Origin of the sequence: Achromobacter kerstersii, from assembly GCF_902859595.1 — a bacterium.
Lineage (GTDB): Bacteria > Pseudomonadota > Gammaproteobacteria > Burkholderiales > Burkholderiaceae_B > Achromobacter > Achromobacter kerstersii.
Genome location: NZ_CADIJQ010000002.1, coordinates 177,097 through 203,536, shown reverse-complemented (window position 1 = coordinate 203,536; position 26,440 = coordinate 177,097). Strand labels below are relative to the sequence as shown.

22 protein-coding genes and 1 pseudogene are annotated in these 26,440 nt (G+C 64.3%); 12 read left to right on the top strand and 11 right to left on the bottom strand.

What is annotated here, in order from left to right; all coding sequences use genetic code 11:
• Positions 1-56 precede the first annotated feature (56 nt).
• From HV765_RS09820 to HV765_RS09770, 11 genes and pseudogenes are all read left to right on the top strand, one after another.
• Positions 57-1,508, top strand: coding sequence for a bifunctional 2-methylcitrate dehydratase/aconitate hydratase (locus HV765_RS09820; RefSeq protein WP_175169632.1), 1,452 nt, complete (start codon positions 57-59; stop codon positions 1,506-1,508).
• Between the two features lie 141 nt (positions 1,509-1,649).
• Positions 1,650-2,078, top strand: a complete 429-nt coding sequence (locus HV765_RS09815) for a CopD family protein (protein ID WP_006218118.1) — start codon at positions 1,650-1,652, stop codon at positions 2,076-2,078.
• Between the two features lie 556 nt (positions 2,079-2,634).
• A complete protein-coding gene (locus HV765_RS09810; protein WP_338077796.1) occupies positions 2,635-3,990 on the top strand; it encodes a THUMP domain-containing class I SAM-dependent RNA methyltransferase in 1,356 nt (451 codons plus the stop codon).
• 256 nt (positions 3,991-4,246) lie between these two features.
• The gene (locus HV765_RS09805) at positions 4,247-4,435 is read left to right on the top strand and encodes a hypothetical protein (RefSeq protein ID WP_035212795.1); all 189 of its coding nucleotides are present in this window, start codon (positions 4,247-4,249) and stop codon (positions 4,433-4,435) included.
• 324 nt (positions 4,436-4,759) lie between these two features.
• The gene (locus HV765_RS09800; protein WP_054423913.1) at positions 4,760-5,275 is read left to right on the top strand and encodes an RDD family protein; all 516 of its coding nucleotides are present in this window, start codon (positions 4,760-4,762) and stop codon (positions 5,273-5,275) included.
• 129 nt (positions 5,276-5,404) lie between these two features.
• On the top strand, positions 5,405-6,316 hold the full coding sequence (locus tag HV765_RS09795) for a DUF2167 domain-containing protein (RefSeq protein ID WP_054423915.1): 912 nt from the start codon (positions 5,405-5,407) through the stop codon (positions 6,314-6,316).
• A 103-nt stretch (positions 6,317-6,419) separates the two neighbouring features.
• Positions 6,420-7,292 (top strand): UDP-2,3-diacylglucosamine diphosphatase, encoded by an 873-nt coding sequence (locus HV765_RS09790; protein ID WP_156336610.1) that lies wholly within the window; start codon positions 6,420-6,422, stop codon positions 7,290-7,292.
• 129 nt (positions 7,293-7,421) lie between these two features.
• Positions 7,422-9,068: pseudogene (locus tag HV765_RS09785) on the top strand (acetate--CoA ligase); the annotation flags it as partial.
• A gap of 377 nt (positions 9,069-9,445) precedes the next feature.
• A complete protein-coding gene (locus HV765_RS09780; protein WP_054423916.1) occupies positions 9,446-9,967 on the top strand; it encodes a gamma carbonic anhydrase family protein in 522 nt (173 codons plus the stop codon).
• Between the two features lie 73 nt (positions 9,968-10,040).
• The gene (hslO, locus tag HV765_RS09775) at positions 10,041-10,970 is read left to right on the top strand and encodes an Hsp33 family molecular chaperone HslO (protein WP_175169630.1); all 930 of its coding nucleotides are present in this window, start codon (positions 10,041-10,043) and stop codon (positions 10,968-10,970) included.
• A gap of 91 nt (positions 10,971-11,061) precedes the next feature.
• On the top strand, positions 11,062-11,808 hold the full coding sequence (locus HV765_RS09770) for a TadE/TadG family type IV pilus assembly protein (protein ID WP_175169629.1): 747 nt from the start codon (positions 11,062-11,064) through the stop codon (positions 11,806-11,808).
• A 62-nt stretch (positions 11,809-11,870) separates the two neighbouring features.
• On the opposite strand, the gene ftsB is transcribed toward HV765_RS09770, so the two are convergent.
• The 4 genes from ftsB to HV765_RS09750 all read right to left on the bottom strand — a co-directional run bounded on the left by ftsB (position 11,871) and on the right by HV765_RS09750 (position 15,831).
• Complete coding sequence (gene ftsB / locus HV765_RS09765; RefSeq protein WP_175169628.1) at positions 11,871-12,314, bottom strand: cell division protein FtsB; 444 nt, start codon at positions 12,312-12,314, stop codon at positions 11,871-11,873.
• A gap of 71 nt (positions 12,315-12,385) precedes the next feature.
• The gene (gene eno, locus HV765_RS09760) at positions 12,386-13,672 is read right to left on the bottom strand and encodes a phosphopyruvate hydratase (RefSeq protein ID WP_054423924.1); all 1,287 of its coding nucleotides are present in this window, start codon (positions 13,670-13,672) and stop codon (positions 12,386-12,388) included.
• 4 nt (positions 13,673-13,676) lie between these two features.
• Positions 13,677-13,961, bottom strand: coding sequence for a DUF1330 domain-containing protein (locus HV765_RS09755; protein WP_006223888.1), 285 nt, complete (start codon positions 13,959-13,961; stop codon positions 13,677-13,679).
• A gap of 217 nt (positions 13,962-14,178) precedes the next feature.
• Entirely contained in the window at positions 14,179-15,831 is a 1,653-nt protein-coding gene (locus tag HV765_RS09750; protein ID WP_175169627.1) for a CTP synthase, read from the bottom strand.
• A 223-nt stretch (positions 15,832-16,054) separates the two neighbouring features.
• Between HV765_RS09750 and HV765_RS09745 the strand changes: the two genes are divergently transcribed.
• Entirely contained in the window at positions 16,055-17,029 is a 975-nt protein-coding gene (locus tag HV765_RS09745) for a hypothetical protein (protein ID WP_175169626.1), read from the top strand.
• An 86-nt stretch (positions 17,030-17,115) separates the two neighbouring features.
• Here HV765_RS09745 and HV765_RS09740 read toward each other — a convergent pair whose 3' ends face one another.
• The 7 genes from HV765_RS09740 to HV765_RS09710 all read right to left on the bottom strand — a co-directional run bounded on the left by HV765_RS09740 (position 17,116) and on the right by HV765_RS09710 (position 26,414).
• The gene (locus HV765_RS09740; protein ID WP_175169625.1) at positions 17,116-18,906 is read right to left on the bottom strand and encodes an aminopeptidase P family protein; all 1,791 of its coding nucleotides are present in this window, start codon (positions 18,904-18,906) and stop codon (positions 17,116-17,118) included.
• A 14-nt stretch (positions 18,907-18,920) separates the two neighbouring features.
• A complete protein-coding gene (locus HV765_RS09735; protein WP_175169624.1) occupies positions 18,921-19,766 on the bottom strand; it encodes a M55 family metallopeptidase in 846 nt (281 codons plus the stop codon).
• Between the two features lie 20 nt (positions 19,767-19,786).
• On the bottom strand, positions 19,787-20,881 hold the full coding sequence (locus HV765_RS09730; protein WP_175169623.1) for a DmpA family aminopeptidase: 1,095 nt from the start codon (positions 20,879-20,881) through the stop codon (positions 19,787-19,789).
• A gap of 109 nt (positions 20,882-20,990) precedes the next feature.
• On the bottom strand, positions 20,991-21,890 hold the full coding sequence (gene gsiD, locus HV765_RS09725; RefSeq protein WP_054423934.1) for a glutathione ABC transporter permease GsiD: 900 nt from the start codon (positions 21,888-21,890) through the stop codon (positions 20,991-20,993).
• 7 nt (positions 21,891-21,897) lie between these two features.
• Positions 21,898-22,818 carry a glutathione ABC transporter permease GsiC gene (gsiC, locus tag HV765_RS09720; RefSeq protein ID WP_054423936.1) on the bottom strand — a complete coding sequence of 307 codons (921 nt, stop codon included), beginning with the start codon at positions 22,816-22,818 and terminating at the stop codon, positions 21,898-21,900.
• 89 nt (positions 22,819-22,907) lie between these two features.
• A complete protein-coding gene (gene gsiB, locus HV765_RS09715; protein WP_054423938.1) occupies positions 22,908-24,461 on the bottom strand; it encodes a glutathione ABC transporter substrate-binding protein GsiB in 1,554 nt (517 codons plus the stop codon).
• Between the two features lie 66 nt (positions 24,462-24,527).
• Positions 24,528-26,414, bottom strand: coding sequence for a dipeptide ABC transporter ATP-binding protein (locus HV765_RS09710; protein ID WP_054423940.1), 1,887 nt, complete (start codon positions 26,412-26,414; stop codon positions 24,528-24,530).
• Positions 26,415-26,440: the final 26 nt, after the last annotated feature.

The following is a 26,440-nucleotide window of genomic DNA, read 5'->3' as shown; positions in this document are numbered from 1 at the left end:
CGAGAGCGGCGCGGCATGGCCACCTGTATTGACTTCTTCGCTAAGGAGGGTTCGCAATGTCCGCCCCAATCTCTAACGTACGCCCCGAGCCCGACCAGGTCCTGGTTGATATCGCGGACTACGTTCTTAACTACGAGATCAAAAGCAGCCTGGCGTACGAGACCGCCCGTAACTGCTTGATCGACACGCTGGGCTGCGGCCTGGAAGCGCTGGAATATCCGGCGTGCAAAAAGCTGCTGGGGCCGGTCGTGCCTGGCACGGTGGTGCCCAACGGCGCCAAAGTGCCGGGCACCTCTTTCCAGCTTGATCCTATCCAGGCCGCGTTCAACATCGGCACCGCCATCCGCTGGCTCGATTTCAACGACACCTGGCTTGCCGCCGAATGGGGCCACCCGTCGGACAATCTGGGCGGCATTCTTGCCACGGCCGATTGGCTGTCGCGCACGGCGGTCGCTGCCGGCAAAGCGCCCCTGCTGATGCGTGACGTGCTGACAGGCATGATCAAAGCGCACGAAATCCAGGGCTGCATCGCGCTGGAGAATTCCTTCAACAAGGTCGGTCTGGACCACGTCGTGCTGGTCAAGGTGGCGTCCACCGCCGTCGTGGCGCAGATGCTGGGGCTGGACCGCGATGAAGTGATCAACGCCGTGTCGCTGGCCTGGGTCGACGGCCAAAGCCTGCGCACCTATCGCCATGCTCCTAACACCGGCAGCCGCAAAAGCTGGGCCGCGGGCGACGCCACCAGCCGCGCCGTGCGCCTTGCGCTGATCGCCAAGACGGGCGAAATGGGGTATCCGTCGGTGCTCAGCGCCAAGACCTGGGGCTTTTACGATGTGCTCTTCAAGGGCCAGCCGTTCAAATTCCAGCGGCCCTATGGCAGTTACGTGATGGAGAACGTGCTGTTCAAGATTTCGTTCCCGGCGGAGTTCCACTCGCAGACCGCCGTGGAATGCGCGATGGAAATCCACGACAAGCTGAAGTCAGCGGGCAAGACCGCCGACGACATCAAGGCCATCAAGATACGCACGCATGAGGCGTGCATCCGCATCATCGACAAGAAGGGGCCGTTGAACAATCCGGCTGACCGCGACCATTGCATCCAGTACATGGTGGCCGTGCCGGTGCTGTTCGGCCGGCTGACAGCTGCCGACTACGAAGACGACGTGGCCCGCGATCCGCGCATTGATGCGCTGCGCGACAAGATCGTCTGCGTGGAAGACCCGGCCTACACCCGCGATTACCACGATCCCGACAAGCGCTCGATCGCCAACGCGCTGACGGCAGAGTTCAACGATGGCACGCGGCTCAATGAAGTCGTCTGCGAATACCCCATCGGCCACAAGCGCCGCCGCGCCGACGGCATTCCGTTGCTGGAAGCCAAGTTCCGCACCAACCTGGCCCGCATGTTCCCCACCAAGCAGCAGCGCCGCATCCTGACCGTATCGCTGAACCAGCAGGCGCTTGAGGCCATGCCGGTGCATGAATACGTAGACCTGTACGTGATTTAGGGTGCGCCGTTTGATGGGTTGCGCCCGTTCTGCATTCAATTTCTTAGAACAGCCGCACCGCGCGCCACCCATCCTACGACGCCCTCCCGCAGCCACTACCCACCGGCCTTACAATGCGGCTTTCCTCGATCGGACACCGCCATGGCCATGCTTTGGGTCAAGACCTTTCATATCGTCTTCATCGCGTCCTGGTTCGCCGGACTGTTCTATCTGCCGCGCATTTTCGTGAATCTGGCGCAGCAATCGGACGCTTCCGTGCAGGCCACCCTGCTGGGCATGGCCCGCCGCTTGTACCGTTTCACCACCATTCTGGCCGTCGTCGCCATCGTGTTCGGCATGTGGCTGTATCTGGGTTATCGCATCGGCGTGGGCCCGGGTAACGGCTGGATGCACGCCAAACTCTTTTTCGTCTTGCTCGTCATCGGCTACCATCACGCCTGTGGCTTGATGCTGCGTAAATTCGAACAGGGCAAAAACACCCGTTCGCACAAGTTCTATCGCTGGTTCAACGAAGTTCCCGTCTTGCTGCTCTTGGTGGTGGTGGCGCTGGTCGTCGTCAAACCCTTCTGATTCCCCCTACCTTTGCACATTCGCCAGGATTCGTATGTCCTCTGATGAACAGGACCGCCCGCGCAAGACGCTGTCGATCAAAAAAACGGCGCGCGACGCCCACGCCGAAGAGGCGCCCAAGCGTGTCCGCGCTGGCGCACGCGCCCGGCTGGTCGCGCAGATTTCGCGCACCAAAGAAAACGTAGAACGCCAGAAAGACCCGGAAGGCTATCAACGCCGCCAGGAAGAAGAGGCGCGCCGCAAGCCCGGAGCGGGTGCGCGGGGACAGGCGCCTCGCGGCGGTCATTCTGAACGTGGCCAGTACGATCGCGGGCCGTCTGAGCGAGGTCAATCTGACCGCCGTTCGTCCGAACGCGGCCAGTACGATCGCAACCAGCCCAGTCGTGGCCCCAGCCGTGGCGCCGCTGACCGCAGCCCGGCCGACCGCGGCCCGACCGATCGCCGCTCTGCGGATCGCGGCCCGTCCACGCGCAGCCGTTCCGACGACTCGCGCCGCGAGGCCCCCTCCAGCGCCCCCAGCGCGCGCTCGGGACGCCCGCCGCAACGCGCACCGCGCCTGCGCGACGACCAATACATCGCCCCCGCCACGCCCGACGGCCGCTTCTACGATCCGTTCGAAGAAGATGGCCCCGCGCCGGAATTCATGGCCGAGCCGGAACACCTGCACGAACCGGAAGCGCACGCCGCCGACGAACGGGATTATTCCCGCGAGCGCACGCCCACGGTCGAGACCCGCAGCCGCCGTCCGCGCGAACCGCGCCAGGCGGAAGTGTTCACGGTGTTCGCCCCCTGCCCCCAAGGGCTGGAAGAGGCCTTGACCGCCGAAATGCAGGCGCTGGGCTATGACGACGCCAAGGCCGGCCGCGCGGGCTGCTCGTTTACCGCCGACTGGGCAGGCGTGCAGCGCGCGAATCTGTATTCGCGCCTGGCCACCCGCATCCTGGTGCAAGTCGCCCACGCCGAGATTTCGCACGAAGACGACATCCTGGACCTGGCTCGCGACACGCCCTGGGAACGCTGGTTTGGCGCGGAACAAACACTGCGCGTGGACACCTCGGCCATCAAGAGCCCGGTGCAAAGCCTGCAGTACTGCAATCTGCGCGCCAAAGACGGCATTTGCGACCGCCTGCGCGAACTGGAAGGCGAACGCCCCAGCATCGACACGGTGCGCCCCGACGCTCGCGTCCACCTGTTCCTGACGGGCCATACGGCCACGCTGTATCTGGACACGTCGGGCGAATCGCTGTTCAAGCGTGGCTGGCGGCTGGACAAGGGCGAAGCCCCGCTGCGCGAAAACCTGGCGGCCGGCATGCTGGCCCTGGCGGGCTGGGACCCGGCGGCGCCGCTCTTGGACCCGTTCTGCGGCTCGGGCACCATCCTGATCGAAGCGGCCTGGATTGCGCTGGGCGTGCCCCCGGGCATTTCGCGCCCGTTCGGCTTTGAGCGCCTGCGCGATCACGACGCCTACCGCTGGCGCGACCTGAAGGACGATGCCCGCTCGCGCATCCTGCCCCAGCTGGACGCCCCGCTGGTGGGTTACGACCTGGACCCGCAAGCTATCGAATTCGCCCAGAACAACGCCGAACGCGCGTGGCTGACGGCCGATTCGATCCGCTTTGAAGTGGGCGACGCCCGCGAGATCACGGCGCCCGCCGACCACGGCTGGATTGTCACCAATCCGCCCTATGGCGAACGCATGCTGACCGAGCAGGACGCCGAGCTGTGGCGTGATTGGGCCGCGTGCCTGAAGCGCAATTTCGCCGGCTGGCAGTTGCATGTCATCACCAGCGACCTGACCCTGCCCAATCAGATGCGCTTGAAGCCCAAGCGCCGCGTGCCGCTGCACAACGGCGCGCTGGACTGCCGCCTGTTCGGCTTCGAACTGGTCGCCGCCGGCTACCGCGACGCCTGATCGCACGCGCCCGGGGCGGTTTCTCCCCGGGCGCAGTCTCGACAAGCCTGTCCGCCCTCACGTTGTAAAAGCGCCGCAACATGGCGCCCGTATCTTTGCTTATGGTGCCCCGCCGCTCGGTTTTGGGGCATTATCAGCACCAAGGTGTTGCCAAGTTGCACCTGCTTGCACCTCCCGCTTGCACAGTTTCAGGGTAAACCCTATAATTCGGGTTATCCCTAGTAGCAAACAACTGTGCAAGCCCGTGGAGGCTAACGTGATCAACCCGAACAACACCATCCGCCTGACCGACGAACTCGAGCGCCAACTGATGCTCCAGGCTATCGAAGAACAATTCCGTCCGCATCCGATGCGGGCTCTGGCCGCAGGCCTGCGTAAGCTGGCCCACGGCGTCAAGGCCCTGGCTGGCAAGACGAGCGCCAAGAACGCGCACTCCGCAGCCTAAAGACAGGCCTGGACCTTAAGCGCTAAGGTCCGAACGATTTTCCCCTTGGGGGCTGCATAGCCCCTTTTATAGACCCGCCCTTACCGGCGGGTTTTTTTTCGCCCCTCGGAAGCCGCGTAGGGGCGCACCGTGGGGCGCCCTTTTCCCCGCCGGGCCGCCCCAAGGGGAAAAAGCCCCCTCGGGGGGCAGGAAGCCGCGCAGCGGCGCACCGTGGGGGCCCTTTTCCCCGCCGGGCCGCCCCAAGGGGAAAAAGCCCCCTCGAGGGGCAGGAAGCCGCGTAGCGGCGCACCGTGGGGGCCCCCTTTTATTGGATAATGGCGTCCCATGACGACAGACGCCCTCGACCAGACCCCCAATCGGCTGCGCCGATTTGCCTGCATGATGTACGAAGCCGTGCTGCTGTTTGGCGTGGTGTTTCTTGCGGGCTATCTGTTGGATACGCTCACGCAGAGCAAAAATGCGCTGGAACTGCGCTCGGCCCGGCAGGCGTGGCTGTTCGTGGCGATTGGCGCCTACTTCGTGTTGTGCTGGCGCCGGCGCGGGCAGACGCTGCCCATGAAGACCTGGAACATCCGGCTCGTTGACCGCGACGGCAACACCCCCGGCATCCCCCGCCTGATCTTGCGCTACGTGCTGGTTTGGCCGCTGGTGCTGGCAGGCGCTGCCGTGGTCTGGGGCGCCGCCAGCCTCACGGGCTGGGCGTCGATGGACATGTTCATCGTGGCCGCGCCCTTCACCATTTTCATCTGGTCGTGGTTCGACCCCGACGGCCAATTCTTGCACGACCGATTGCTGGGCACCCGCCTGCGCAACGCGCCGCAGCGCCAGAAAGCGCGCTGATCGGCCAACCTTACACAGCACGTTACATCCCGAAAAAACCTGCGGCGAATTCGCCGCGGGCTTTCAGAAAGTTGAAAGTCGACCGCAAAGACAATGAGGCCCCTTTAAAACAGACGCCTCCAGACTCTCATGCGCGCTTTCCTTTCACGCCTGTCGCTGGCCGCCGCCAGCGCGCTTCTCTTTCTGCCCAATGGGGCCTGGGCGCAGAATGCGTCCGCCCAGCAGGAAATCGAATCCGCCATGAAAGCCGCTTTCGCCGCCGCCCAGCAAGGGCCGGCCGATGTGAAGCTGGGCGAGCAAGCGGTCGTGCACCTGCCGCAGAACATGTTCTTCGTGCCGCGCTTGCAGGCCGAGCGGCTGATGCAAGCCTATGGCAATGGCAAAGACCCGTCGCTGCTGGGCGTCGTCATGCCCAAGAGCGACGATGATGACTGGGTCGTCACCGTCAATTTCGACAAGGCCGGCTACATCAAGGACGACGACGCCCGCAATTGGAACGTCAGCGAATTGCTGGACAGCCTGCGCGAAGGCACCGAGCAATCCAATGAAGAACGCAAGAAGCGCGGCTTCCCGGAGCTGAGCGTGGACGGCTGGGTCGAAGCGCCCAAGTACGACAGCAACACCCAGCGCCTGGTCTGGTCGGTGGCGGCCAAGCATAAGGGCGCGGGCGCGGAAGAAGACCCGACCGTGAACTACAACACCTACGCGCTGGGGCGCGACGGCTACATCACGCTGGACCTCATCACCCAGCAAAGCCTGGTGCCCAAGGACAAGACCGCGGTGCTGGCGCTGCTGGACAACCTGAACTACGTGGACGGCAAACGCTACGCGGACTTCGATTCGTCCACCGACAAGGTCGCGGAATATGGGCTGGCCGCGCTGGTGGCGGGGGTGGCCGCCAAGAAGCTCGGCCTGTTTGCGGTGATCGCCGCGTTCCTGGCGAAGTTCGCCAAGGTTGGCATTCTGGCCGCGGCTGCGCTGGGCGGCGGGCTGTGGAAGCGCCTGCGCGGCAAGAAGTCCGACCCGCAGCAACCCGGCTGATTCCAGCCCGTGACGGTGGCGGGGCAGGTTGGCTCCCCACCGTCACAACTGCGTCACGGAAGCTTCACACGCCCGTCATCGCCGGATGATTTCATCCTGAAGCATGACGACAGCCCACATGGAAGCGACCGTGAACGAAATCCGACCCGCGCACTGGCGTGCTCTCTGGATTTCCGATATTCACCTGGGCACTGCCGGGTGCAAGGCGGAATTCCTGCTCGATTTCCTGGACCACAACGATTCGGACACCCTATATCTGGTGGGCGACATTGTGGACGGCTGGCAATTGCGCAAGCACTGGCACTGGCCTCGGGCGCATAACGACGTCATCCAGCGCATTCTGCGCAAGGCGCGCAATGGAACACGGGTGGTGTTCATCCCCGGCAACCACGACGAATTCGCACGCGAGTTCGCGGGGTTTGCGTTTGGCGACATTGAAATCCTGGATGAAGACGTGCACGTCACCGCGAAGGGCCTGCGGCTGCTGGTGCTGCACGGGGATCAATTCGACGGCGTGATTCAGCACAGCCGCTGGCTGGCGCATCTGGGCGATGGGCTCTACCAGTTGGCTCTGTGGATTAACCACCATTTCAACCGGCTGCGCCACCGGCTGGGCATGCATTATTGGTCGCTGTCGCAATACCTGAAGCACAAGGTGAAGAACGCGGTGTCGTTCATTACCGACTTCGAAGAAGCCCTGGCGGGCGAGGCGCGCCGGCGCGGGCTGGACGGCGTTGTGTGCGGCCACATTCACAAAGCTGAGCTCCGCGACGTGGGCGGCATCCTCTATTGCAATGATGGCGATTGGGTGGAAAGCCTGTCGGCCCTGGCCGAAACCCACGATGGCCAGTTGCAGTTGCTGGACTGGGCCGCCATTCAGGCCGAACGGCAGACGGAACCCTCGGTCCGGCCGCCGCGTTCGCTGTCGTTGCCCGCCCTGCCCTCAGCGCTGCGCCGCCAAAGCAAACACCCGTGATAACCCGTATGCGTCCCCATTACGCAACGGGGATATTGCAGTTCACGGCCCTCTAGGTCATGCTTGCATCTGAGGCAACGGGCGAGCCGCCCCGTTCACGCAGCTGCAACATGCTTACAACATAGGGCCATGAACGACCAATATCAGGCGCTCTACCAATCATTCCGCTGGCTGGTTCCCACCCAGTTCAACATCGCGGATGCGTGCTGCCACCGCTGGGCATCCAGTAGTCCGGATGCGCGGCGCATTGCCATCTACTACGAAGATGAATCCGGCAACCGCGAGGTCTGGACCTATGCCCGCTTGGCGGAGGCCGTGAATCAGCTGGCCAACGGCCTGGTGAAGATGGGCGTGGGCCGCGGTGATCGGGTCGGTGTCGTTTTGGGGCAACGCCCTGAAACCGTCGTCGCCCACATGGCCATCTACACCGTCGGCGGCGTCGTGCTGCCCTTGTCGGCCTTGTTCGGGCCCGAGGCATTGGAAAGCCGCTTGCGAGACTCGGAAACGCGAGTCGCCATCGTGGACCATGCCTCAAGCGCCAACCTGCTGGCCGTGAGCGACAACTGCCCCAATCTTCAGCAAGTGATCGGCATTGGTTTCGCGGACGAGCGCGTGTTGCCCTGGCGCAGCCTGCTTGCCCGTCAGCCCAGCGAATTCAAGGCCATCCCGACGCGTTCGTCCGATCCCGCCATCCTGCTCTATACCTCTGGCACAACGGGCGCCCCGAAAGGCGCCTTGTTGCCGCACAGCGTACTGATCGGCAACCTGCCCGGCTTCGTCGCTTCGCAAGACTGGTTCCCCAAGCCCGCTGACGTGTTCTGGTCGCCGGCCGACTGGGCCTGGACGGGCGGCATGATGGACGCGCTCTTGCCCACGCTGTATTTCGGCCATCCCATCGTCGGCACGCGCGGGCGCTTTTCTGCCGAGCGCGCCTTTGAGCTGATGGAGCGCTATCAGGTCACCAACACCTTCCTGTTCCCCACCGCGCTGAAGATGATGATGAAGGCGGTGCCGGAACCCCGCGGCCGCTACCAGCTGGCGCTGCGCTCCATCATGAGCGCGGGCGAAAGCGTGGGTGAAACCGTCTTTGAATGGTGCCAGTCAGCGCTCGGCGTGACGCCCAACGAGATGTTCGGCCAGACGGAAATGAACTACGTGGTGGGCAACAGCCAACGGCGCTGGCCCGCCCGGCCCGGCAGCATGGGCCGGCCCTATCCTGGCCACCAGGTGGCCGTGCTCAATGATGACGGCCAGCCTGTCGCCCCCGGAGAAATCGGCGAGATCGCCGTCAACCGGCTCGACATCCACGGCTTTCCCGACCCGGTGATGTTCCTGGGCTACTGGCGCAACGAAGCCGCCACCCAGGCCAAATTCAAGGGCGATTGGTGCCTGACCGGTGATCTGGCCTCGGTGGATGCCGACGGCTACCTCTGGTACGCCGGCCGCGCCGACGACGTGTTCAAGTCGGCGGGCTACCGGATCGGCCCCGGGGAAATCGAAAGCTGCCTGATCGGGCATCCGGCGGTTGCCAACGCCGCGGTCGTGCCCAAGCCGGATGCCGAACGCGGCGCGCTGGTCAAAGCCTATGTGGTGCTGACGCCGGAGTTCGCCCATCGAGACCGGTCCGATGTGATCGAAAACTTGCAGGAACATGTGCGCGAGCGCCTGGCGCCGTACGAGTACCCGAAAGAGATCGAGTTCGTCGACGCGTTGCCGATGACCACCACCGGCAAGATCCAGCGCCGCATTCTGCGCCTGCGCGAAGAAGAACGCGCCCGCGCCATCGCGGCGGCGGCCCCGCCGCCCGTGTCCGAGCCGATGACGGCCGCGCCGGCGTCACCTTCCGGGCCCACTTCGGCGCCCACTTCGGCGCCCACATCCGGAGCCATTTCCGGGTCCACTTCGGCGTCGACTTCCGGGTCCACTTCGGGGTCCACTTCGGCGTCGACTTCCGGGGCCACGACAGCGCCCACGACAGCGCCCACTACAGCCCCTACTACAGCCTCCACTTCGACGCCCACGCAGGGAGCCGCGCCGGGGGCCACGCCCCAGCCGGAACCTGCGGCGGCCCCCGCCCCGCCTGCGGTGACCGCCGTGGCCGACGACAACATTGAACCGGCCCCCAGAGGCCCTGAGCAGCAATCGGAGACGTAATGCCCATTTACCAGCTTGACGACCTGATCCCCCGCATCGACCCCGCCGCTTACGTGGCGGACAGTGCCGACATCATCGGCAATGTCACGCTGGAGGCAGGCGTCAGCATCTGGTCGCACGTGTCGATTCGGGGCGACAACGACGCCATCGTGATCCGCCATGGCACCAATATCCAGGAATCCAGCGTGCTGCATGTGGACAGCGGCTGTCCCATGACGATCGGCCCCAACGTCACCGTGGGCCACCAGGCCATGCTGCACGGCTGTACGATCCACGAAGGTGCGCTGGTAGGCATGCAGGCCATCGTGCTGAACAATGCGGTCATCGGCCGCAACTGCCTGATCGGCGCGGGCGCAATCATTCCCGAAGACCGGGTCATTCCCGACAACTCGCTGGTGATCGGCATTGGCAAGATCGTGCGCGAACTCTCGGAAGAAGAAATCGCCAATCTGCACAAGAACACCGCGCATTACGTGGCGCGGGGCCAACACTACAAGACGGCCCTGAAACGGCTGGCCTGATCCCCCCGGGCAATCGCCGAACCCCCTGCTGCCAGCAGGGGGAATAGGCGGCCTGATCGGCTAACATTCCGCTATGACCGATCAGCTCAAAAAATACCTCACCGAAGACCGCAGCGTCCGCATTCAGGCCGTGCGCCTTGACGCAACCTGGAAAGCCGTTCAGGCCAATCACGACTACCCGCCTGCCATCACCCACCTGCTGGGCGAACTGGTGGCCGCGTCCACGCTGCTGGCCGCCAACATCAAGTTTGATGGCTCGCTGGTGCTTCAGATCCAGGGCGACGGCCCCATCGCTTTGCTGGTGGTGGAATGCCGCTCTGACCTGAGCCTGCGCGCCACCGTCAAGGTGCGCGAAGGCCAGGACGTGCCGGCCGACGGCACCATGCAAAGCCTGCTGAACCCGGGCGGCAACGGCCGCTTCATCGTGGTGCTGGACCCGCAGCGCAAGCTGCCGGGCCAGCAGACCTATCAGGGCATCGTGCCGCTGGAAGGCGACACGGTGGCAGAGGCCCTGCAACACTACATGAAGGCATCCGAACAGCTGGACACGCGCCTGTGGCTGGCGGCCGATGCCGACCATGCCGCCGGCATGCTGATCCAGCGCCTGCCCTTCCATGGCGGCACGGACGCCCCGCTGCTGACCGAACAGTCGGCCGCTGAAACCTGGGACCGCACCAACGCGCTGGCCAGCACCTTGAAGCGCGACGAACTGCTGGAAGCTGATATCGACACGCTGATTCACCGCCTGTACTGGGAAGACACGCTGGTGGCCTTCGAGCCCGCGTCGGTGCGTTGGCACTGCCCGTGCACCCGCGAACGCGTGGCCAGCATGCTGCGCTCGCTGGGCGAAGAAGAAGTCAACAGCGTCCTGGCTGAACGCGGCCAGGTCGATGTGTCTTGCGACTTCTGTGGCAAGCCGTACAAGTTCGATGCCGTTGACTGCGCCGCCCTGTTCACGCCGAACCAGCCGCCGCCGGACGACGCGCCCCCGACGGTGCACTGATTCCCCGCGTCCCGCCTCCTGGCGGGACGTTTTCATCCCTTCGGCTTATCCGTATCGACAGGCGGTCATGCCCGCGCCACACTGCGCAGCCATGACCGCCTTTGTCTTTGCCCGTTCCCGGCAGCGCGGCGCCGCCGCCCTCGAATTTGCCGTCGCCGGGGCCATGGTGCTACTGCTGGGATTGCTCGGCATCGAGGCCGCCCGCTGGCAAACCGTGCGTCAGATGGCACATCTGGCGCTGATCGAAGCCGGCCGCGCGGGCGCCACCGCGCACGGGCATCCGGCACCTATGCGCGATGCATTTCTACAAGGATTGCTGCCGCTCTATGTCGGCCCGCAAGGGGAAGCCGGGGCGCGCACCCGGCTGAAGCACAGCCACGCCGCATTGTCCTCAACAAGCGGCCTGACGCCGTGGCGAATCGAAATCCTTCAGCCCGACGCCCGCGCGTTTCGCGAACACGGCCGGGCCGATTTACGCGTACAAGCGGCGCCCGGCCGGCGCGCCATCGACAATGACTACCAAGACTTGCAGCACGCGCGCCGGCCGGCCAGGCCGGGCAGCGCGACCATCTTCGACGCCAACACGCTGACACTGCGGCTGACCTATCTGCACAAACCGTTGCTGCCGCCGATGCAAGCCGTGCTGGCCCTGCTCGCGCGAGCAGACGCCGCCAGCTATGCCGGCCAGGCGCAGGCCAGGGGCTTATTGCCGATACAGCTGGAACTGGAAATGGAGATGCACACGCACCCGGTCGATTGGGCGGGGCTCAAGCCCATGCCACCGGGCATGGTGATCGGTGCCTGCCGCAAGATGCATTGCGGCGCAGGCCGAGGCTGACACCGAGGTCAGCTTTAGCGCTAGGGCTATGGCTAGTGCTAGTGCAAGCGCAATTGCAATCGCTAGTGCCGGGTCGTGGCGTTGTTTGCCGAGTTGGCGGGGGGCTTGGGCGCCGTCGCCGCCGCGCGGCTGGCGGGTGGCTTGGCAGCCGGTGCGCTGGCACGCGCAGGCGTGGCAGGCGGCTTGGCGCCGGCATCGGTCGACAGCGTGGCGCCGGCTGCGGGCGGCTGCGTGTTTTGCGGCAGGATATGAACGAACACTTCACCGTCGCGCATCATGCCCAGCTCGCCACGGGCGCGCTCTTCAACCGCGCCAGAACCGCCTTCAAGGTCGCGCACTTCGGCTTCCAGCGCCGCATTGCGCGCGCGCAGGCCTTCGTTGGTCTCGCGCTGCTCGGCCACTTGGCGTTGCAGATCCCAGACCTTGAACCAGCCGCCCTTACCCAGCCACAGCGGGTATTGGATCAAGCCTACCAGCACGAACAGCACCAGGAACAACAGGCGCATACGCGAGAACCCTCAGAGCAGTCGTGGCGCGGATGCGGCCGCGGCGCCAGGCGCCGCAACCGCGCTTCCCATCAACGCAGGTTGTAGAAAGCTTCCAAGCCAGGATACGACGCCACTTCAGCCAGCTCTTCCTCGATACGCAGAAGCTGGTTGTACTTGGCCATACGATCCGAACGGGACAGCGAACCCGTCTTGATCTGCATGGCGTTGGTCGCCACGGCGATGTCGGCGATGGTGGAATCTTCGGTTTCGCCCGAACGGTGCGACACGACGGCGGTGTAGCCGGCGCGCTTGGCCATTTCGATGGCGGCGAAGGTTTCGGTCAGCGTGCCGATCTGGTTGATCTTGATCAGGATCGAGTTGGCGACGCCCTTCTGGATGCCTTCGCGCAGGATCTTGGTGTTGGTGACGAACAGGTCGTCGCCCACCAATTGCACCTTCTTGCCCAGTTGGTCGGTCAGCAGCTTCCAGCCGTCCCAATCGTTTTCGGCCATGCCGTCTTCGATGGAGATGATCGGGTACTTGTCGCACCACGTGGCCAGCAGGTTGGTGAACTCTTGCGAGGACAGCGAGATGCCGCCTTCGCCAGCCAGCGTGTACTTGCCGTCGCGGTAGAACTCCGAGCTGGCGCAATCCAGGCCCAGGGCGATCTGCGTGCCCGGCTCGTAGCCGGCTTCGGTGATGGCCTTCAGGATCAGCTGGATAGCCGCTTCATGGCTGGGCACGTTGGGGGCAAAGCCGCCTTCGTCGCCAACAGCCGTGGACATGCCCTGGCCGTGAATCAGCTTCTTCAGCATGTGGAAGACTTCAGCGCCCCAACGCAGGGCTTCGCGGAAGCTGCCTGCGCCCACCGGCAGAATCATCAGTTCTTGCAGGTCGAGCGTGTTGTTGGCGTGCGCACCACCGTTGATGACGTTCATCATCGGCACCGGCATGCTCATCGGGCCGCTGCCGCCGAAATAGCGGTACAGCGACAGGCCGGATTCATCGGCGGCGGCGCGGGCCACGGCCATGCTGGCGGCCAGGATCGCGTTGGCGCCCAGGCGTTCCTTGGACTCGGTGCCATCCAGCTCGATCAGGGTGCGATCGACGAAGGTCTGTTCCTGGGCGTCCAGGCCCATCAGCGCTTCGGAGATTTCCGTGTTCAGGTTTTCAACGGCGCGCAGCACGCCCTTGCCCAGATAACGGTTCTTGTCACCGTCGCGCAGCTCGATGGCTTCGCGGGCGCCCGTGGATGCGCCGGACGGCACAGCCGCACGGCCCATGGCGCCGGATTCCAGCAGCACATCACATTCCACGGTGGGGTTGCCGCGCGAATCCAGAATCTCGCGGCCGATGATATCGACGATTGCACTCATGACTTTACATTCCCTGAACGATAAACATATTCATGACGGCCGCACCCTCGCGGGCATTGCGGGCGCGGCGGTACTGCCAGGAGTCGTAGAACGCCTGGGCGGCGGCCATGGACGGAAACTCCATGACGACGGTGCGGCCAGGCTCACGGCCCTCAAGGTGCTTGGACTCTCCGCCTCGCACCAGGATCTTGGCATCGTACGCGCGCATGGCGAGCGTGGACAGACGCTTGTAGTCCTCGTATTGCGCGGGCTTGGTCACCGTGACGTCGGCGATGAGATAAGCACTCATGGGGTTCCTTCAGAGCAGTTGCGTTGGTTGGTATCTGATGCGTGATACGGCACGCCGGATACGGCAAAGCCGCCAGTGTCGCTCAACGCGGCACGGCGACGCATATCCGATGCTAATTGGTTGTATCCGAAAGAAGCGCCGCCGTATAGGGCGGCGCTGGGCGAACGGCCCGCGGCCCCGAAGATCCGCTTACGGAACTCGAGACCGCAGACGCGCATTACGCCTCCTGACCGCGGCGAGACTTCTGCTCGATGGCGGCGCGGATATAGCTGGAGAACAACGGGTGGCCATCACGCGGCGTGGACGTGAACTCCGGGTGGAACTGCACACCCACAAACCACGGGTGGTCGGGCAGTTCCATCATTTCCGGCAGGTTCTCGGACGGCGTACGGGCGCTGATCACCATGCCGGCCTCTTCCAGGCGCGGCACGTAGACGTTGTTGACCTCGTAGCGGTGACGGTGACGCTCGTTCACTTCGTCGCCGTAGATGGTCTGCGCACGGGTGCCCGGCTTGATCGGCACGCGTTGCGCCCCCTTGCGCATGGTGCCGCCCAGGTCGGACGAGTTGTCGCGCTTCTCGACCTTGCCTTCGCGGTCCATCCATTCGGTGATCAGGGCCACCACGGGGTGCGGCGCCGACGGATCGAATTCCGTGCTGTTGGCGCCACCCAGACCGGCGACGTGGCGTGCGAACTCGATGACGGCCAGCTGCATGCCCAGGCAGATGCCCAGGTACGGCACGCCGTTTTCACGGGCGTAGCGGATGGCGGCGATCTTGCCCTCGGTGCCGCGCTTGCCGAAGCCGCCCGGAACCAGAATGGCGTCCAGGTGCTTCAGTTGGTCGGTGCCGCGGGTTTCGATGTCTTCCGAATCGATGTACTCGATGTTGATTTTCGAGCGCGTGTGGATGCCGGCGTGGACCAGGGCTTCCGTCAGCGACTTGTACGATTCGGTCAGGTCGACGTACTTGCCGACCATGCCGATCGTCAGCTGGTGCTGCGGGTGCTCCAGGGCTTCGACCAGGTTGTCCCACATGGACAGATCAGCCGGCGGCGGGGTCAGGCCCAGCGCTTCGCAGACGATGTTGTCCACGCCTTGCTTGTGCAGCATGGCGGGAATCTTGTAGATCGAGTCGGCGTCCCAGACGGAAATGACCGCGTCCAGGGGCACGTTGGAGAACATCGAGATCTTGGCGCGCTCGTCGTCCGGGATGGGACGGTCGGCACGGCACAAGAGCGCGTTCGGATAGATACCGATTTCGCGCAGCTTCTGCACCGAGTGCTGCGTGGGCTTGGTCTTCAGTTCGCCGGCGGAGGCGATGAAGGGCACCAGCGTCAGATGCACAAAGGCAGCATTGTTGCGGCCCATGCGCAGGCTCATCTGGCGAGCAGCTTCCAGGAAAGGCAGGGATTCGATGTCACCCACGGTGCCGCCGATTTCAACAATCGCGACGTCCGTGTTGCCGTTCCAGCCGGCTTCGGCGCCACGGGCGATGAAGTCCTGGATTTCGTTGGTGATGTGCGGAATCACCTGGACAGTTTTGCCCAGGTAGTCGCCACGGCGCTCTTTGCGCAGCACCGATTCGTAAATCTGGCCGGTGGTGAAGTTGTTCACCTTGTGCATGCGAGCGGAAATGAAACGCTCGTAGTGGCCCAAGTCCAGATCGGTTTCGGCGCCGTCTTCCGTGACGAACACTTCACCGTGCTGGAAGGGGCTCATCGTGCCCGGATCGACGTTGATGTACGGGTCGAGCTTCAGCATGGTGACCTGCAAACCACGCGACTCGAGAATGGCGGCGAGCGACGCAGCGGCGATGCCCTTGCCCAGGGAAGACACCACTCCGCCGGTGACAAATACGTATTTGGTCATCGTAATGAGCACCCGGGACGAGCGGGCGCGTGCGGGAAATTTGGATTATAGCCGGGAGGCGAAGGTTATTTGGGTTTTCCCCTAGCGATGACGCGTAACATTTGGCAGCACTAGAAACGCAAGCACGGCCAGCCTGTTGCATGGCGCGCCCCAGCGCCGTGCTATGTTCGATCCCTATTTTTTTCGACTGCTGTTTTTTCTCAACACGCTTCGGACAATGTTGATGATCGATCCCGCCCGCCCCCCCTCCTCGCTTGCCTGGCGTCTGGCATTGACGGCAGTCATCGTGCGCGTGGCCTACGCCGCGCTGGTGCAAAGCTACTCGGTGTTCGGGCTGCCCCAGTCCGAGTTGCTGCGCGACATGTACAGCCAGCCGCAATTCCTGTTGCCGCTGCTGACCACCATTGCCGCGTCGACCGTCTTTGTCGGCTTGACCGTGTGGGGCGCCATGCACCGCTGGCTGCGGCAGCACAACACGCAGGCCGTGGACGAACCCCGCAAGCTCTTCGGCACCTTCATCGCCTTGCTGTTGCTCTACTCGTTGATCGTGTCGGCCGCCTCGGCGTACCTGCACAACGTGATGATGCAGTACGTCATGGAGCGCGCCGGCGGGGTGGGCAACTTCATTGCCATGGGGCTGTTCATCCGAGCCTTGACCATCGTCCTGGAAATTCTTGGCGCGTATCTCGTCGTGCGCATCGCCACGTGGACCGTGCAGCCTGCCGGCCCCGCCGGGGGTCCGGCGTATGAACAGCGCCACGCGGCCTGGAGCTCTGGGCTGACGGTACTGGGCTGGCAATTGAGTGTGTCGCTCGCCTTGGGCGGCTACCTGCAAATGCAGATGCTCAGCGCCGGCTGGCTGGAATACGCGCTGGGCTACCTGGCGCTGCCCGCCATCATCCTGGTACTGTGCACGCAGGTCTGCCTGAAAATCCTGCCGCGACCGATCGGCGCCGCGCGCCAAGCGCGTGCGGTGGTCCACGGCACGCTGGCCTTCTGGCTGGCGCAGGTGTTGGGTGTCGGCATGGGCTTTTTGGCCATTCGAGCCATGAGCTTGGGCCAATTGATGCGCGTGGCGGAATCCAATGTGACGGCCGCCGTGACGCTGCTGGTATATGCCGCGCTGCTGGTGTTGGGCTGCATGGTTGGAAAGCTGGCGCTTTACACCCCTTCCACCCGGCCCTCTGCGGACCACTGAACACCGCACACAAAAAGGCCGCGCGCAAAACACAAAGGCCGCAGGCAAAATGCCCGCGGCCTTTTTTCATACGTTCACGCGCGTGATCAGATCGCTGCCGTGCGGCGCGCAAGCCAGGCCAGGGCCTCGCCTTCAACCAACGGCGACAGGCGTTCGAACACCGTCTTGTGATAGTCGTTCAGCCACGCGATTTCATCGGCGCGCATCAGCGACGGTTCAATGCAGCGCGTGTCGATCGGGCACAGCGTCAGCGTTTCGAAGCACAGGAATTCGCCCAGTTCGGACGTCAGCCAGCTGCGGTTGGCCACCAGGTTCTCGATACGCACGCCCCAACGGCCCGGACGATAGATGCCCGGTTCGTTGGACGTGATCATGCCCGGCTCCATCGCCGTGTGCGGGCCAGGCATCGCGCGATACGAAATGACTTGCGGGCCTTCGTGCACGTTCAGGAAGTAGCCCACGCCATGGCCCGTGCCGTGGCCATATTCCGCACCGCCTTCCCAGATGGGCGCACGCGCAATGGCGTCCAGCATCGGCGACGGGGTGCCGCGCGGGAACGACGCGCGCGACAGCGCGATCATGCCCTTGAGCACCAGCGTGAAGTCCACCTTCTGGTCGGCGCTGGGCGTGCCCACGGCGACGACGCGGGTGATGTCGGTGGTGCCGCCCAGGTACTGGCCGCCCGAATCGATCAGCAGCAGGCCATCGCCTTCAATCGTCGAATGGGATTCCGGCGTGGCGCGGTAATGCGGCATGGCGCCGTTGGCGTTGAAACCGGCGATGGTGGCAAAGCTGGGGCAGACATAGGCGGGACGGCGGGCGCGGGCGGCGGTGATCTGCTCGTCGATCGTCAGTTCGGTAATGGTCTCGTTGCCCAGCGCGCCTTCGAACCACGAAAAGAATTCACAGAGGGCCGCACCGTCTTGCGCCATGGCCTGGCGCACGTGGGCCAGTTCCGCGTCGGTCTTGCGCGACTTGAACAAGGTAGACGGGTTGATGGCTTCAATGCGCGGCACCGCCGGGTCCATGGCATGGAACACGCCGCAGGTCACACGCGCCGGATCAATCAGCAGCTTCTGATCCAGCTCCAGCGAAGCCAGGGCATCGGCAGCCTGTGCATAGGCAGCCACTTCAACGCCATCGGCGGCCAGCGTGGCGCGCAAGGCGTCATCAATCTTGCCGTCGGCGACGAACAGCGTGGCGTGATCCAGGCCGATCAGCGCATGGCCGACGAACACCGGGTTGTAGTCCACATCCGCGCCGCGCAGGTTCAGCAGCCAGGCGATGTCGTCCACCGTGCAGATGAAATGCACGTCGGCGCCCTGGGCGCGCATCGCGTCGCGCACTTGCGCCAGCTTGTCGGCACGCGTGACGCAGGCTTCGGGCGCAACGTGTTCGTAGATCTTCGCGTCAGGCAAGCCGGCGCGGTCGGTCCAGACTTCATCCAGCAAGTCTTCGCGGATTTCCAGCGTGGCGCCCGACTTGGCCGCCGCCGCCGACAAGGCGCGGAACGCGCCCAGGCCCAATACCTGGCCGTCGACGCCGATGACGTCGCCCGCGCGGGTGTTGGCAGCCAGCCAGTCGACATGGCCGGGGGTGGAGGCCAGCGCAATCTTCATCAGCTGCACGCCGGTGCCGGCCAGCTGCGCCTCGGCCTGCACCCAGTAGCGGCTATCCACCCACAGGCCGGCGAAATCAGCGGTGACGACCAGCGTGCCCACGGACCCCGTGAAGCCCGACAGCCAGCGCCGCCCTTGCCAGCGCGCCGGCAGATACTCGGACAGATGCGGGTCCGAAGACGGAACGATATAGGCGGACAGGCCGCGGCGGCTCATGGCCTGCCGCAATTGGGCAATACGGGCGTCGGTGCTAGACATGGGGGATGGAATCCTTAGCGCAACATGAAAGACATGGCGGCCAGGCTGTTCAGCGTGCGGACGGCCGACTGCATGCTATCCACGGTGAATCGCAAGGTGACGCCGTCCACGCGTTCCAGCGTGGGCCACATGCAGAACAGGTCGGCGAGCGCCGCACTCTGCGTCTGCAACCGGCATTCTATAGGGGCGGGAATGCGGAAAGGAATGGCTTTTCCGCCACTGGACTTGCCCGAGGCCGCTTTCAGGTTGCGGACGGCCGTTTCGGCGGCAGCGGCAATGGCGCGACGCGACGCAGCGGGCGACAAGGTCACGCCGCTGCCTTGGCCATGGGCCACTTTGGTCTGCACCCATTCGGCGCCCGGGAACGTGTCGCGGGTTTCCGAGATGAATACGTCGTCGCCCGTCGCCAAGATCACCGGCACACCCATTTCACCCGCCAGCGCGCCGTACAGGCCCGCTTCGCCCAGCTCCATGCCGTTGATGAACACGCGCGCGAACGCGAAGCTGTTGATGGTGTGCGCCAGAATGCCGCGGCCTTGCGAGCGCGAGTGGTAGCCGATCATGAAGACGGCGTCGCAGCCCTCTTCCAGGCCGCCCATCATGCCCAGGTAGCGCGGCTTGCCCAGCACCAGGCGTGCGCGTTCATCCAGGCCGTCGGGCAGCAGGTTGCGAAAGCCGCCGTGCGAGTCGTTGACCAGGATGTCTTCGGCGCCGCCGGCAATGGCGCCTTGCACGGCCGCGTTGGCCTCGGCGGTCATCCAGGCGCGGGCGCGCTCGTATTCGCCGTTGCCGGCGCGGACTTGTTCGGGGTGGAAGACGCCGGCGACGCCTTCGATATCGGTGGAAATCAGGATCTTCATGGGATCAGCCTTCGAGAGATTCAAAATGCGGTGTCGGACAGCCACTGGCGCCATTGCGGCGCGGCGTCGCGGATGGCGGCGCGGTGATGGCCGTCTCGCCCCGTCACGCCATCGGCATGCCAGAGCGCGGAAATGATGGCCTGCTCGCAGGCCTCGGCGGCCGCTTCGAACAGGGGGTCGATACGGGTTTCGTGCAGCATCGCCAGCGCCGGCATGGGTTGCTCGGCCAATTGCGGCACGGTGTAGGCCGTGGAAAACGCCAGGGCGATGTCGCCGCTGCCGTGGCCGAACACGGAACCGGTGCGCGCCAGCCCTGCCCCGGCACGCAGCGACAGCCGGCGCAGTTGGCGCGCATCCAGCGGCGCGTCGGTAGCCAGCAGCAAGATGATGGAGCCCTTCTCGGGCACGATCACCGCGTTCTCACCTTGCTGCGCCAGGCTTTGGTCCAGCTTGCTGGCCAGCCGGCGTCCGAACGGGCGGCCCGCCACGGTCAGGTTGGGCAAGCGGCCGAAGTTGGCCAGCACCAGCGCGCCGACGGTGTATGCCAAGCCGGGCTGGATCGACGCCACGCGAGACGCCGAACCGATACCGCCCTTGAATGAAAAGCACGACATGCCGCGCCCCGCCCCCACCGCGCCCTGCGCGAAGGGTTTGGCCGCATCGGCATAAGCGTCGGCGTAGTGCGATTCCTGCACCGCCAGCGCCTGGATGTCATTCAGATAGCCGTCATTGCATTCAAAGACCAGCGGGTTCACCGTCGCCATGCCGCGGCCGATGCCGGGGTTGGCCGCAAGCGCCTGGCGGATTTGCGCGTTGGCCACGGTGCCCACGCCAAACGTGTTGGTCAGTGCGATGGGCGTTTCCAGCACGCCCAATTCCTGTACCTGAATCAGGCCGGTGCTTTTGCCGAAACCGTTCAACACGGTTGCGGCGGCGGGCACCTTGTCCATATACGGGTCGCCGGCGTGCGGGCGCACGACGGTGACGCCCGTCTGCTGCGCGCCGTCGGCCAGCGTGCTGTGCCCGACAGTGACATCGCCCACGTCGCAAATCGAATCCAGCGGACCCGACGGCAGCACGCCGATGCGGGGAAGGTCCAGCGCTTGTTTGTCCATGGTTTTCGCCAAGGTCCTTAATGCAAAACGCCGCCGCCCCGAGTCCGGGAGCGGCGGCTGGAAGGTGCTGCCCCTGCGCCGCGCCTGTCGGGCGGGCCGGGGGCGCCTATTACTTGCGATCGATCTTGGGATCGAGCGCGTCGCGCAAGCCGTCGCCCAACAGGTTGAATGCCAACACCGTCAGGAAGATCGCCAGCGCCGGGAAGATCGCCACGTGCGGGGCGATGACCATGTCGGCGCGCGCTTCGTTCAGCATCGCGCCCCACTCCGGCGTGGGAGGCGATGCGCCCATGCCCAGGAACGACAGGCTGGCGGCGGTGATGATCGACGTGCCGATACGCATCGTGCCGTACACCACGATCGGCGAGATCGTGCCGGGCAGGATGTGGCGCATGATGATGGTCCAGTCGGACGCGCCCACGCTCTTGACCGCTTCGACATACGTCATCTGCTTGATCGACAGCGTGTTGCCGCGAACCAGGCGGGCGAACGCCGGCACGCTGAAAACGGCCACGGCCACGATCACGTTGATCATGCTGGAGCCCAGGATGGCGACGACGCCAATGGCCAGCAGCATGCCTGGGAAGGCCAGCAGCACATCAGAGACGCGCATCGTGATGCGTTCCCACCAGCCTTCGTAGTAACCGGCCATCAAGCCCATGAAGGTGCCGACGATGGCGCCCATGGCCACCGACAGGAAGCCCGCAGCCAGCGAGATCCGCGCGCCCATCACGATGCGGCTGAAGATGTCGCGGCCCAGCGAGTCCACGCCCAGCCAGTGCGTCAGTGACGGCCCGGCATTCAGCGCGTCGTAGTCAAAAAAGTTCTCGGCGTCGAACGGCACGATCCAGGGCGCGAAGACCGCGACCACGACCAGCAGCAGGACGAAGAGCCCTGCGCCCACGGCCAGCTTCTGCTTCTTGAATTTGCGCCAGAACTCGGTGGCGGGCGTGCGCACATCGTTCTTCGGAACGGCGGCGATGGTCGTGGCGGGTGTCGTATTGCTCATGGCCGCCTCACTTATAACGGATGCTGGGATTGATGACGCCATAGAGCACGTCGACAATCAGGTTGATCAGGATGAATTCCAGCGAGAACAGCAGCACCAGGCCCTGAATCACCGGATAGTCGCGCTGGGTCACGGCGTCCACCAGCAGGCGGCCAAGGCCGGGCCAGTTGAACACGGTCTCGACCACGATCGAGCCGCCCAGCAGGAAGCCGAACTGCAAGCCCATCATGGTCACGACGGGAATCAGCGCGTTGCGCAACGCGTGCTTGATGATGACGCGGCGTTCAGTCAGGCCCTTGGCGCGCGCTGTGCGCACGAAGTCTTCCTGAATGACTTCCACAAACGATGCCCGCGTGAATCGCGCCATCACGGCGGCCACCGCGGCGCCCAGGGTGATGGACGGCAGTATGTAGTGTTGCCAGGTCGAGGCGCCCACCGTGGGCAACCAGCCCAGGTTCACGGAGAACACCTGCATCAGCATCATGCCCAGCGCGAATGCGGGGAAAGAAATACCTGACACCGCCAGGGTCATGCCAAGCCGGTCGGGCCAGCGATTGCGCCAGACCGCCGACACGATCCCGATGATCATGCCGAACGACACGGACCACACCATACTGGCGAGCGTCAGCCACAAGGTGGGCATGAAGCGGTCGGAAATCTCGGTCGAGACGGGGCGCTTGGTACGCAAGGACGTACCCAGGTCGCCTTGCAGCATGTGGCTGAAGTAGCGCACGAACTGCTGCGGCAGGGGCAGATCCAGCCCAAGTTCCTTGCGCACGAGCTCAACGGTTTGCTGGTCGGCTTCCTGGCCCGCGGCCAGTCGCGCCGGGTCGCCCGGAAGCATGTGCACAAACAGGAACACGACCACGGCTACCAGCAGCAGCGTGGGGATCATGCCCAGAAGACGTTTGACGATGTAGGTCAGCATTGAAATTCCTGCAACATCGGCGGGGACACCGCGCCCCCGCCGTATGTGGCCTTACAAGGGCCCGAAGGCCCTGAGAGTGACTGCTAGGTTTACTGCTTCAGGTCGATGTCGCCGAACCAGAACGAGGTGTCCGGTTCCACATACACGCCCGACAGGTTCTTCGACTTCACGTACAGGTTGTTCTGGGTCACCAGGAAGGCCCACGGGGCGTCCTTCCAGATGGTTTCCTGAACGGTCTTGTAGATTTCAGTCTTCTTGGCGCGATCGGTCGTGGCCAGGGCTTCCTGGATGCCGTCGTCCACCGACTTGTTCGAGTAGTACGACACGTTGTTCAGCACCGGCGGGAAAGCGGCGGTGGTCAGCAACGGACGCAGGCCCCAGTCGGCTTCACCGGTCGAGGACGACCAGCCGGCGTAGTACATGCGGACCTTGGCGTCTTCAGGCTTTTGCACCTGTTGAACGCGCTGCACGCGTTGGCCCGATTCCAGCACTTCCACTTGGACCTTGATGCCGACTTGCGACAGCTGCTGTTGCAGGAACTGAACCACCTTCACCGAGGTGCCGTCGTTATAGGCGGACCACAGTTGGCTTTCGAAGCCGTTCGGGTAGCCGGCTTCAGCCAGCAGGGCCTTGGCCTTCTTGATGTCGTACGGCCACGGGCCGGTCTTGTGTGCGAAGTCCACGCCGGTCGGCACGACGCCGTCAACGACGGTGGCGTAGCCCGAGAAAGCGACCTTGGCCAGGGCTTCCTTGTTGATGGCGTAGTTGATGGCTTCACGCACCTTCGGGTTGTCGAACGGCTTTTGCTGCGTGTTCATCGACAGGTAGCGGGCCATGATCGAGTTCTTGTGATCGACCACGTCCAGCTTGTCGTTCTTGGACAGCACGGCGGCTTGTTCGAACGGCACCGGGAAAGCAAACTGCGCTTCGCCCGTTTGCACCACGGCGGCGCGCGTGTTGTTGTCGGTCACGGTACGGAAGGTCAGCGTGTCGACCTTCGGGTAGCCCTTCTTCCAGTAGCCGTCGAACTTCTTGACCTTCAGGTATTCAGCCGGCTTCCATTCGACGAATTCGAACGGGCCCGTACCCACCGGGTGGAAACCGATTTCCTTGCCGTACTTGGCCAGGGCTGCCGGCGAGATCATCATGGCGGCCGGGTGGGCCAGCGCGTTGATGAAGGCCGAGAACGGCTTCTTCAGCGTGATCTTGATGGTCATCGGGTCGACCACTTCGGTCTTGTCGATAACGCTGAACTGGATGTAGCGCGACAGGCGGTTTTCCGGGTTGGCCGGACGATCGAAGTTGATCTTGACCGCTTCAGCGTTGAAGTCGGTGCCGTCGTGGAACTTCACGCCGGGACGCAGCTTGAACGTGTAGACCAGGCCGTCTTCGCTGACGGTGTAGTCGGTGGCCAGCACCTTCTGAACCTTCAGGTCCTTGTCGAATTCGAACAGGCCTTCGTAGTAGGCCTTGCCCGCGGCTTGGTTCAGCGTGCTGTTGGTGTTGTACGGATCGAGCGTTTCCAGTGCGATGGAGACGGCAAACGTCACGTCCTTGGCAGCATGCGCCAGCGGCGAAGTGAGCACGCCGAAGGCCACCGCAGCGGCGGCCATCAGCTTGGTGGGGCGCAGAACTTTCATCATTGCAACTCCTGGTTCCAGAATGGAATTAGGGGGTTTGGTGGAAGAAAAACAAGTACGACAACGGACTCAATACGCGCCGCCGACCGGATGACGGGCGACGAAGTGATCGGTTCCAACCTGCACCAGCGGCTGCACCACCGGCTCGTCGCCGAGCTTGCGGATCGGGCTGGGGATTTCATCGGACAACAAGGTGCGCTTCAGATGGCGGCGTGCCGGATCGGCGATCGGCACGGCCGACATCAGCTTCTTGGTGTACGGGTGCTGCGGGTTCTCAAAGATGGCGCGGCGCGGGCCGATCTCAACGATCTGGCCCAGGTACATCACGGCCACGCGATGGCTGACGCGTTCAACCACGGCCATATCGTGCGAGATGAACAGGAACGAAATGCCCATGTCGCGTTGCAGGTCGATCAGCAGGTTCACGATCTGCGCCTGAATCGACACGTCCAGCGCCGACACGGATTCGTCCGCGATCACCACCTTCGGGTTCAGGGCAAGCGCGCGCGCGATGCAGATGCGCTGGCGCTGGCCACCCGAGAATTCATGCGGGTAGCGCTGCGCCATTTCCGGCGGCAGGCCCACGCGCTCCAGCAATTCGGCCACGCGGCGTTCGGCATCGCGGCCCTTGGCCACGCCGTGCACCAGCAGCGGCTCCATGATGGAGAAGCCAACGGTGACGCGCGGGTCCAGCGATGCGAACGGGTCCTGGAACACGAACTGAATATCGCGGCGCAGGGATTGCAGTTCGTTGTTCTTCAGGCGCACGATGTCGCGGCCGCCGAACTTGATCTCGCCGCCCTGGCTGTTCACCAGACGCAGCAGCGAACGGCCGGTCGTGGACTTGCCGCAACCCGATTCGCCCACCAGCGACAGCGTTTCGCCCGGGTACAGATCAAAGCTGACCTGCTCCACGGCGTGCACGCGGCGCTGCACGCGGCTCAGAATGCCGCCGCGCAGATCAAAACGGGTCACCAGATTACGCACGCTCAGGATCGGTTCGCGCTTGGCGGCCGGCACTTCCTGCGTGCTGGTGATGCCGGGTTCCGCCACGGGCTGAACCTGGCCTTCCACTTGCAGCAGCGGGAAGCGCGCGGGCAGATCGGTGCCTTCCATGGCGCCCAGCTTCGGCACGGCCGACAGCAGCGCCTTGGTGTAGGTGTGCTGCGGCGCCGAGAACACTTGTTCAGACGGGCCTTCTTCAACCTTGTCGCCGCGGTACATGACCAGCACGCGGTCGGCCACTTCAGCCACCACGCCCATGTCGTGGGTGATGAACACCACGCCCATGTGCATTTCTTCTTGCAGCTGACGGATCAGTTGCAGAATCTGCGCCTGGATGGTGACGTCGAGCGCGGTGGTGGGTTCGTCAGCGATCAGCAGCGCCGGCTTGCAGGCCAGCGCCATCGCGATCATCACGCGCTGGCGCATGCCGCCCGACAGTTGATGCGGGTAGCGGTCCAGCACCGACTTGGCTTCCGGGATGCGCACTTGTTCCAGCATGCGCAGCGCTTCGGCGCGCGCGGCGGCGGCATCCTTGCCCTGGTGCTGACGGATCGATTCGGCGATCTGGTCGCCGGCCGTGAACACCGGGTTCAAGGAGGTCATCGGCTCCTGGAAAATCATGGCCATGTCGGCGCCGCGCACATTGCGCATGACGCGTTGGCTGGAACCGACCAGGTCGATCACGGAGCCGTTGCGCCGGCGCAGAGCCATGCGGCCCTGGGCGATGCGGCCGCCGCCATGTTCCACCAGACGCATGAGAGCCAGGGACGTCACCGACTTGCCCGAACCCGATTCGCCCACGATGGCCAGGGTTTCACCCCGGTCCACATGGAACGACAGGTTGCGCACGGCTTCGACCGTACGCTCCGACCCTACGAAGCGCACCGTCAGGTCGTCGACCTGGACCACGCGGTTTTCCGGCAGCGCCAGGCTGTTTGCGCGATCAACCATCTCTTTTCATTCCCCAAATACTGAAA

Coding starts and splice junctions, on each gene's coding strand:
- HV765_RS09730 (WP_175169623.1), bottom strand. CDS start 20,881: ATGGACAAACAAGCGCTGGACCTTCCCCGCATCGGCGTGCTGCCGTCG.
- HV765_RS09740 (WP_175169625.1), bottom strand. CDS start 18,906: ATGTCTAGCACCGACGCCCGTATTGCCCAATTGCGGCAGGCCATGAGC.
- gsiC (WP_054423936.1), bottom strand. CDS start 22,818: ATGCTGACCTACATCGTCAAACGTCTTCTGGGCATGATCCCCACGCTG.
- HV765_RS09745 (WP_175169626.1), top strand. CDS start 16,055: ATGATCGATCCCGCCCGCCCCCCCTCCTCGCTTGCCTGGCGTCTGGCA.
- HV765_RS09770 (WP_175169629.1), top strand. CDS start 11,062: ATGACCGCCTTTGTCTTTGCCCGTTCCCGGCAGCGCGGCGCCGCCGCC.
- HV765_RS09710 (WP_054423940.1), bottom strand. CDS start 26,414: ATGGTTGATCGCGCAAACAGCCTGGCGCTGCCGGAAAACCGCGTGGTC.
- HV765_RS09735 (WP_175169624.1), bottom strand. CDS start 19,766: ATGAAGATCCTGATTTCCACCGATATCGAAGGCGTCGCCGGCGTCTTC.
- eno (WP_054423924.1), bottom strand. CDS start 13,672: ATGAGTGCAATCGTCGATATCATCGGCCGCGAGATTCTGGATTCGCGC.
- HV765_RS09795 (WP_054423915.1), top strand. CDS start 5,405: ATGCGCGCTTTCCTTTCACGCCTGTCGCTGGCCGCCGCCAGCGCGCTT.
- HV765_RS09780 (WP_054423916.1), top strand. CDS start 9,446: ATGCCCATTTACCAGCTTGACGACCTGATCCCCCGCATCGACCCCGCC.
- ftsB (WP_175169628.1), bottom strand. CDS start 12,314: ATGCGCCTGTTGTTCCTGGTGCTGTTCGTGCTGGTAGGCTTGATCCAA.
- hslO (WP_175169630.1), top strand. CDS start 10,041: ATGACCGATCAGCTCAAAAAATACCTCACCGAAGACCGCAGCGTCCGC.
- HV765_RS09815 (WP_006218118.1), top strand. CDS start 1,650: ATGGCCATGCTTTGGGTCAAGACCTTTCATATCGTCTTCATCGCGTCC.
- HV765_RS09750 (WP_175169627.1), bottom strand. CDS start 15,831: ATGACCAAATACGTATTTGTCACCGGCGGAGTGGTGTCTTCCCTGGGC.
- gsiD (WP_054423934.1), bottom strand. CDS start 21,890: ATGAGCAATACGACACCCGCCACGACCATCGCCGCCGTTCCGAAGAAC.
- HV765_RS09790 (WP_156336610.1), top strand. CDS start 6,420: ATGACGACAGCCCACATGGAAGCGACCGTGAACGAAATCCGACCCGCG.
- HV765_RS09820 (WP_175169632.1), top strand. CDS start 57: ATGTCCGCCCCAATCTCTAACGTACGCCCCGAGCCCGACCAGGTCCTG.
- HV765_RS09755 (WP_006223888.1), bottom strand. CDS start 13,961: ATGAGTGCTTATCTCATCGCCGACGTCACGGTGACCAAGCCCGCGCAA.
- HV765_RS09800 (WP_054423913.1), top strand. CDS start 4,760: ATGACGACAGACGCCCTCGACCAGACCCCCAATCGGCTGCGCCGATTT.
- gsiB (WP_054423938.1), bottom strand. CDS start 24,461: ATGATGAAAGTTCTGCGCCCCACCAAGCTGATGGCCGCCGCTGCGGTG.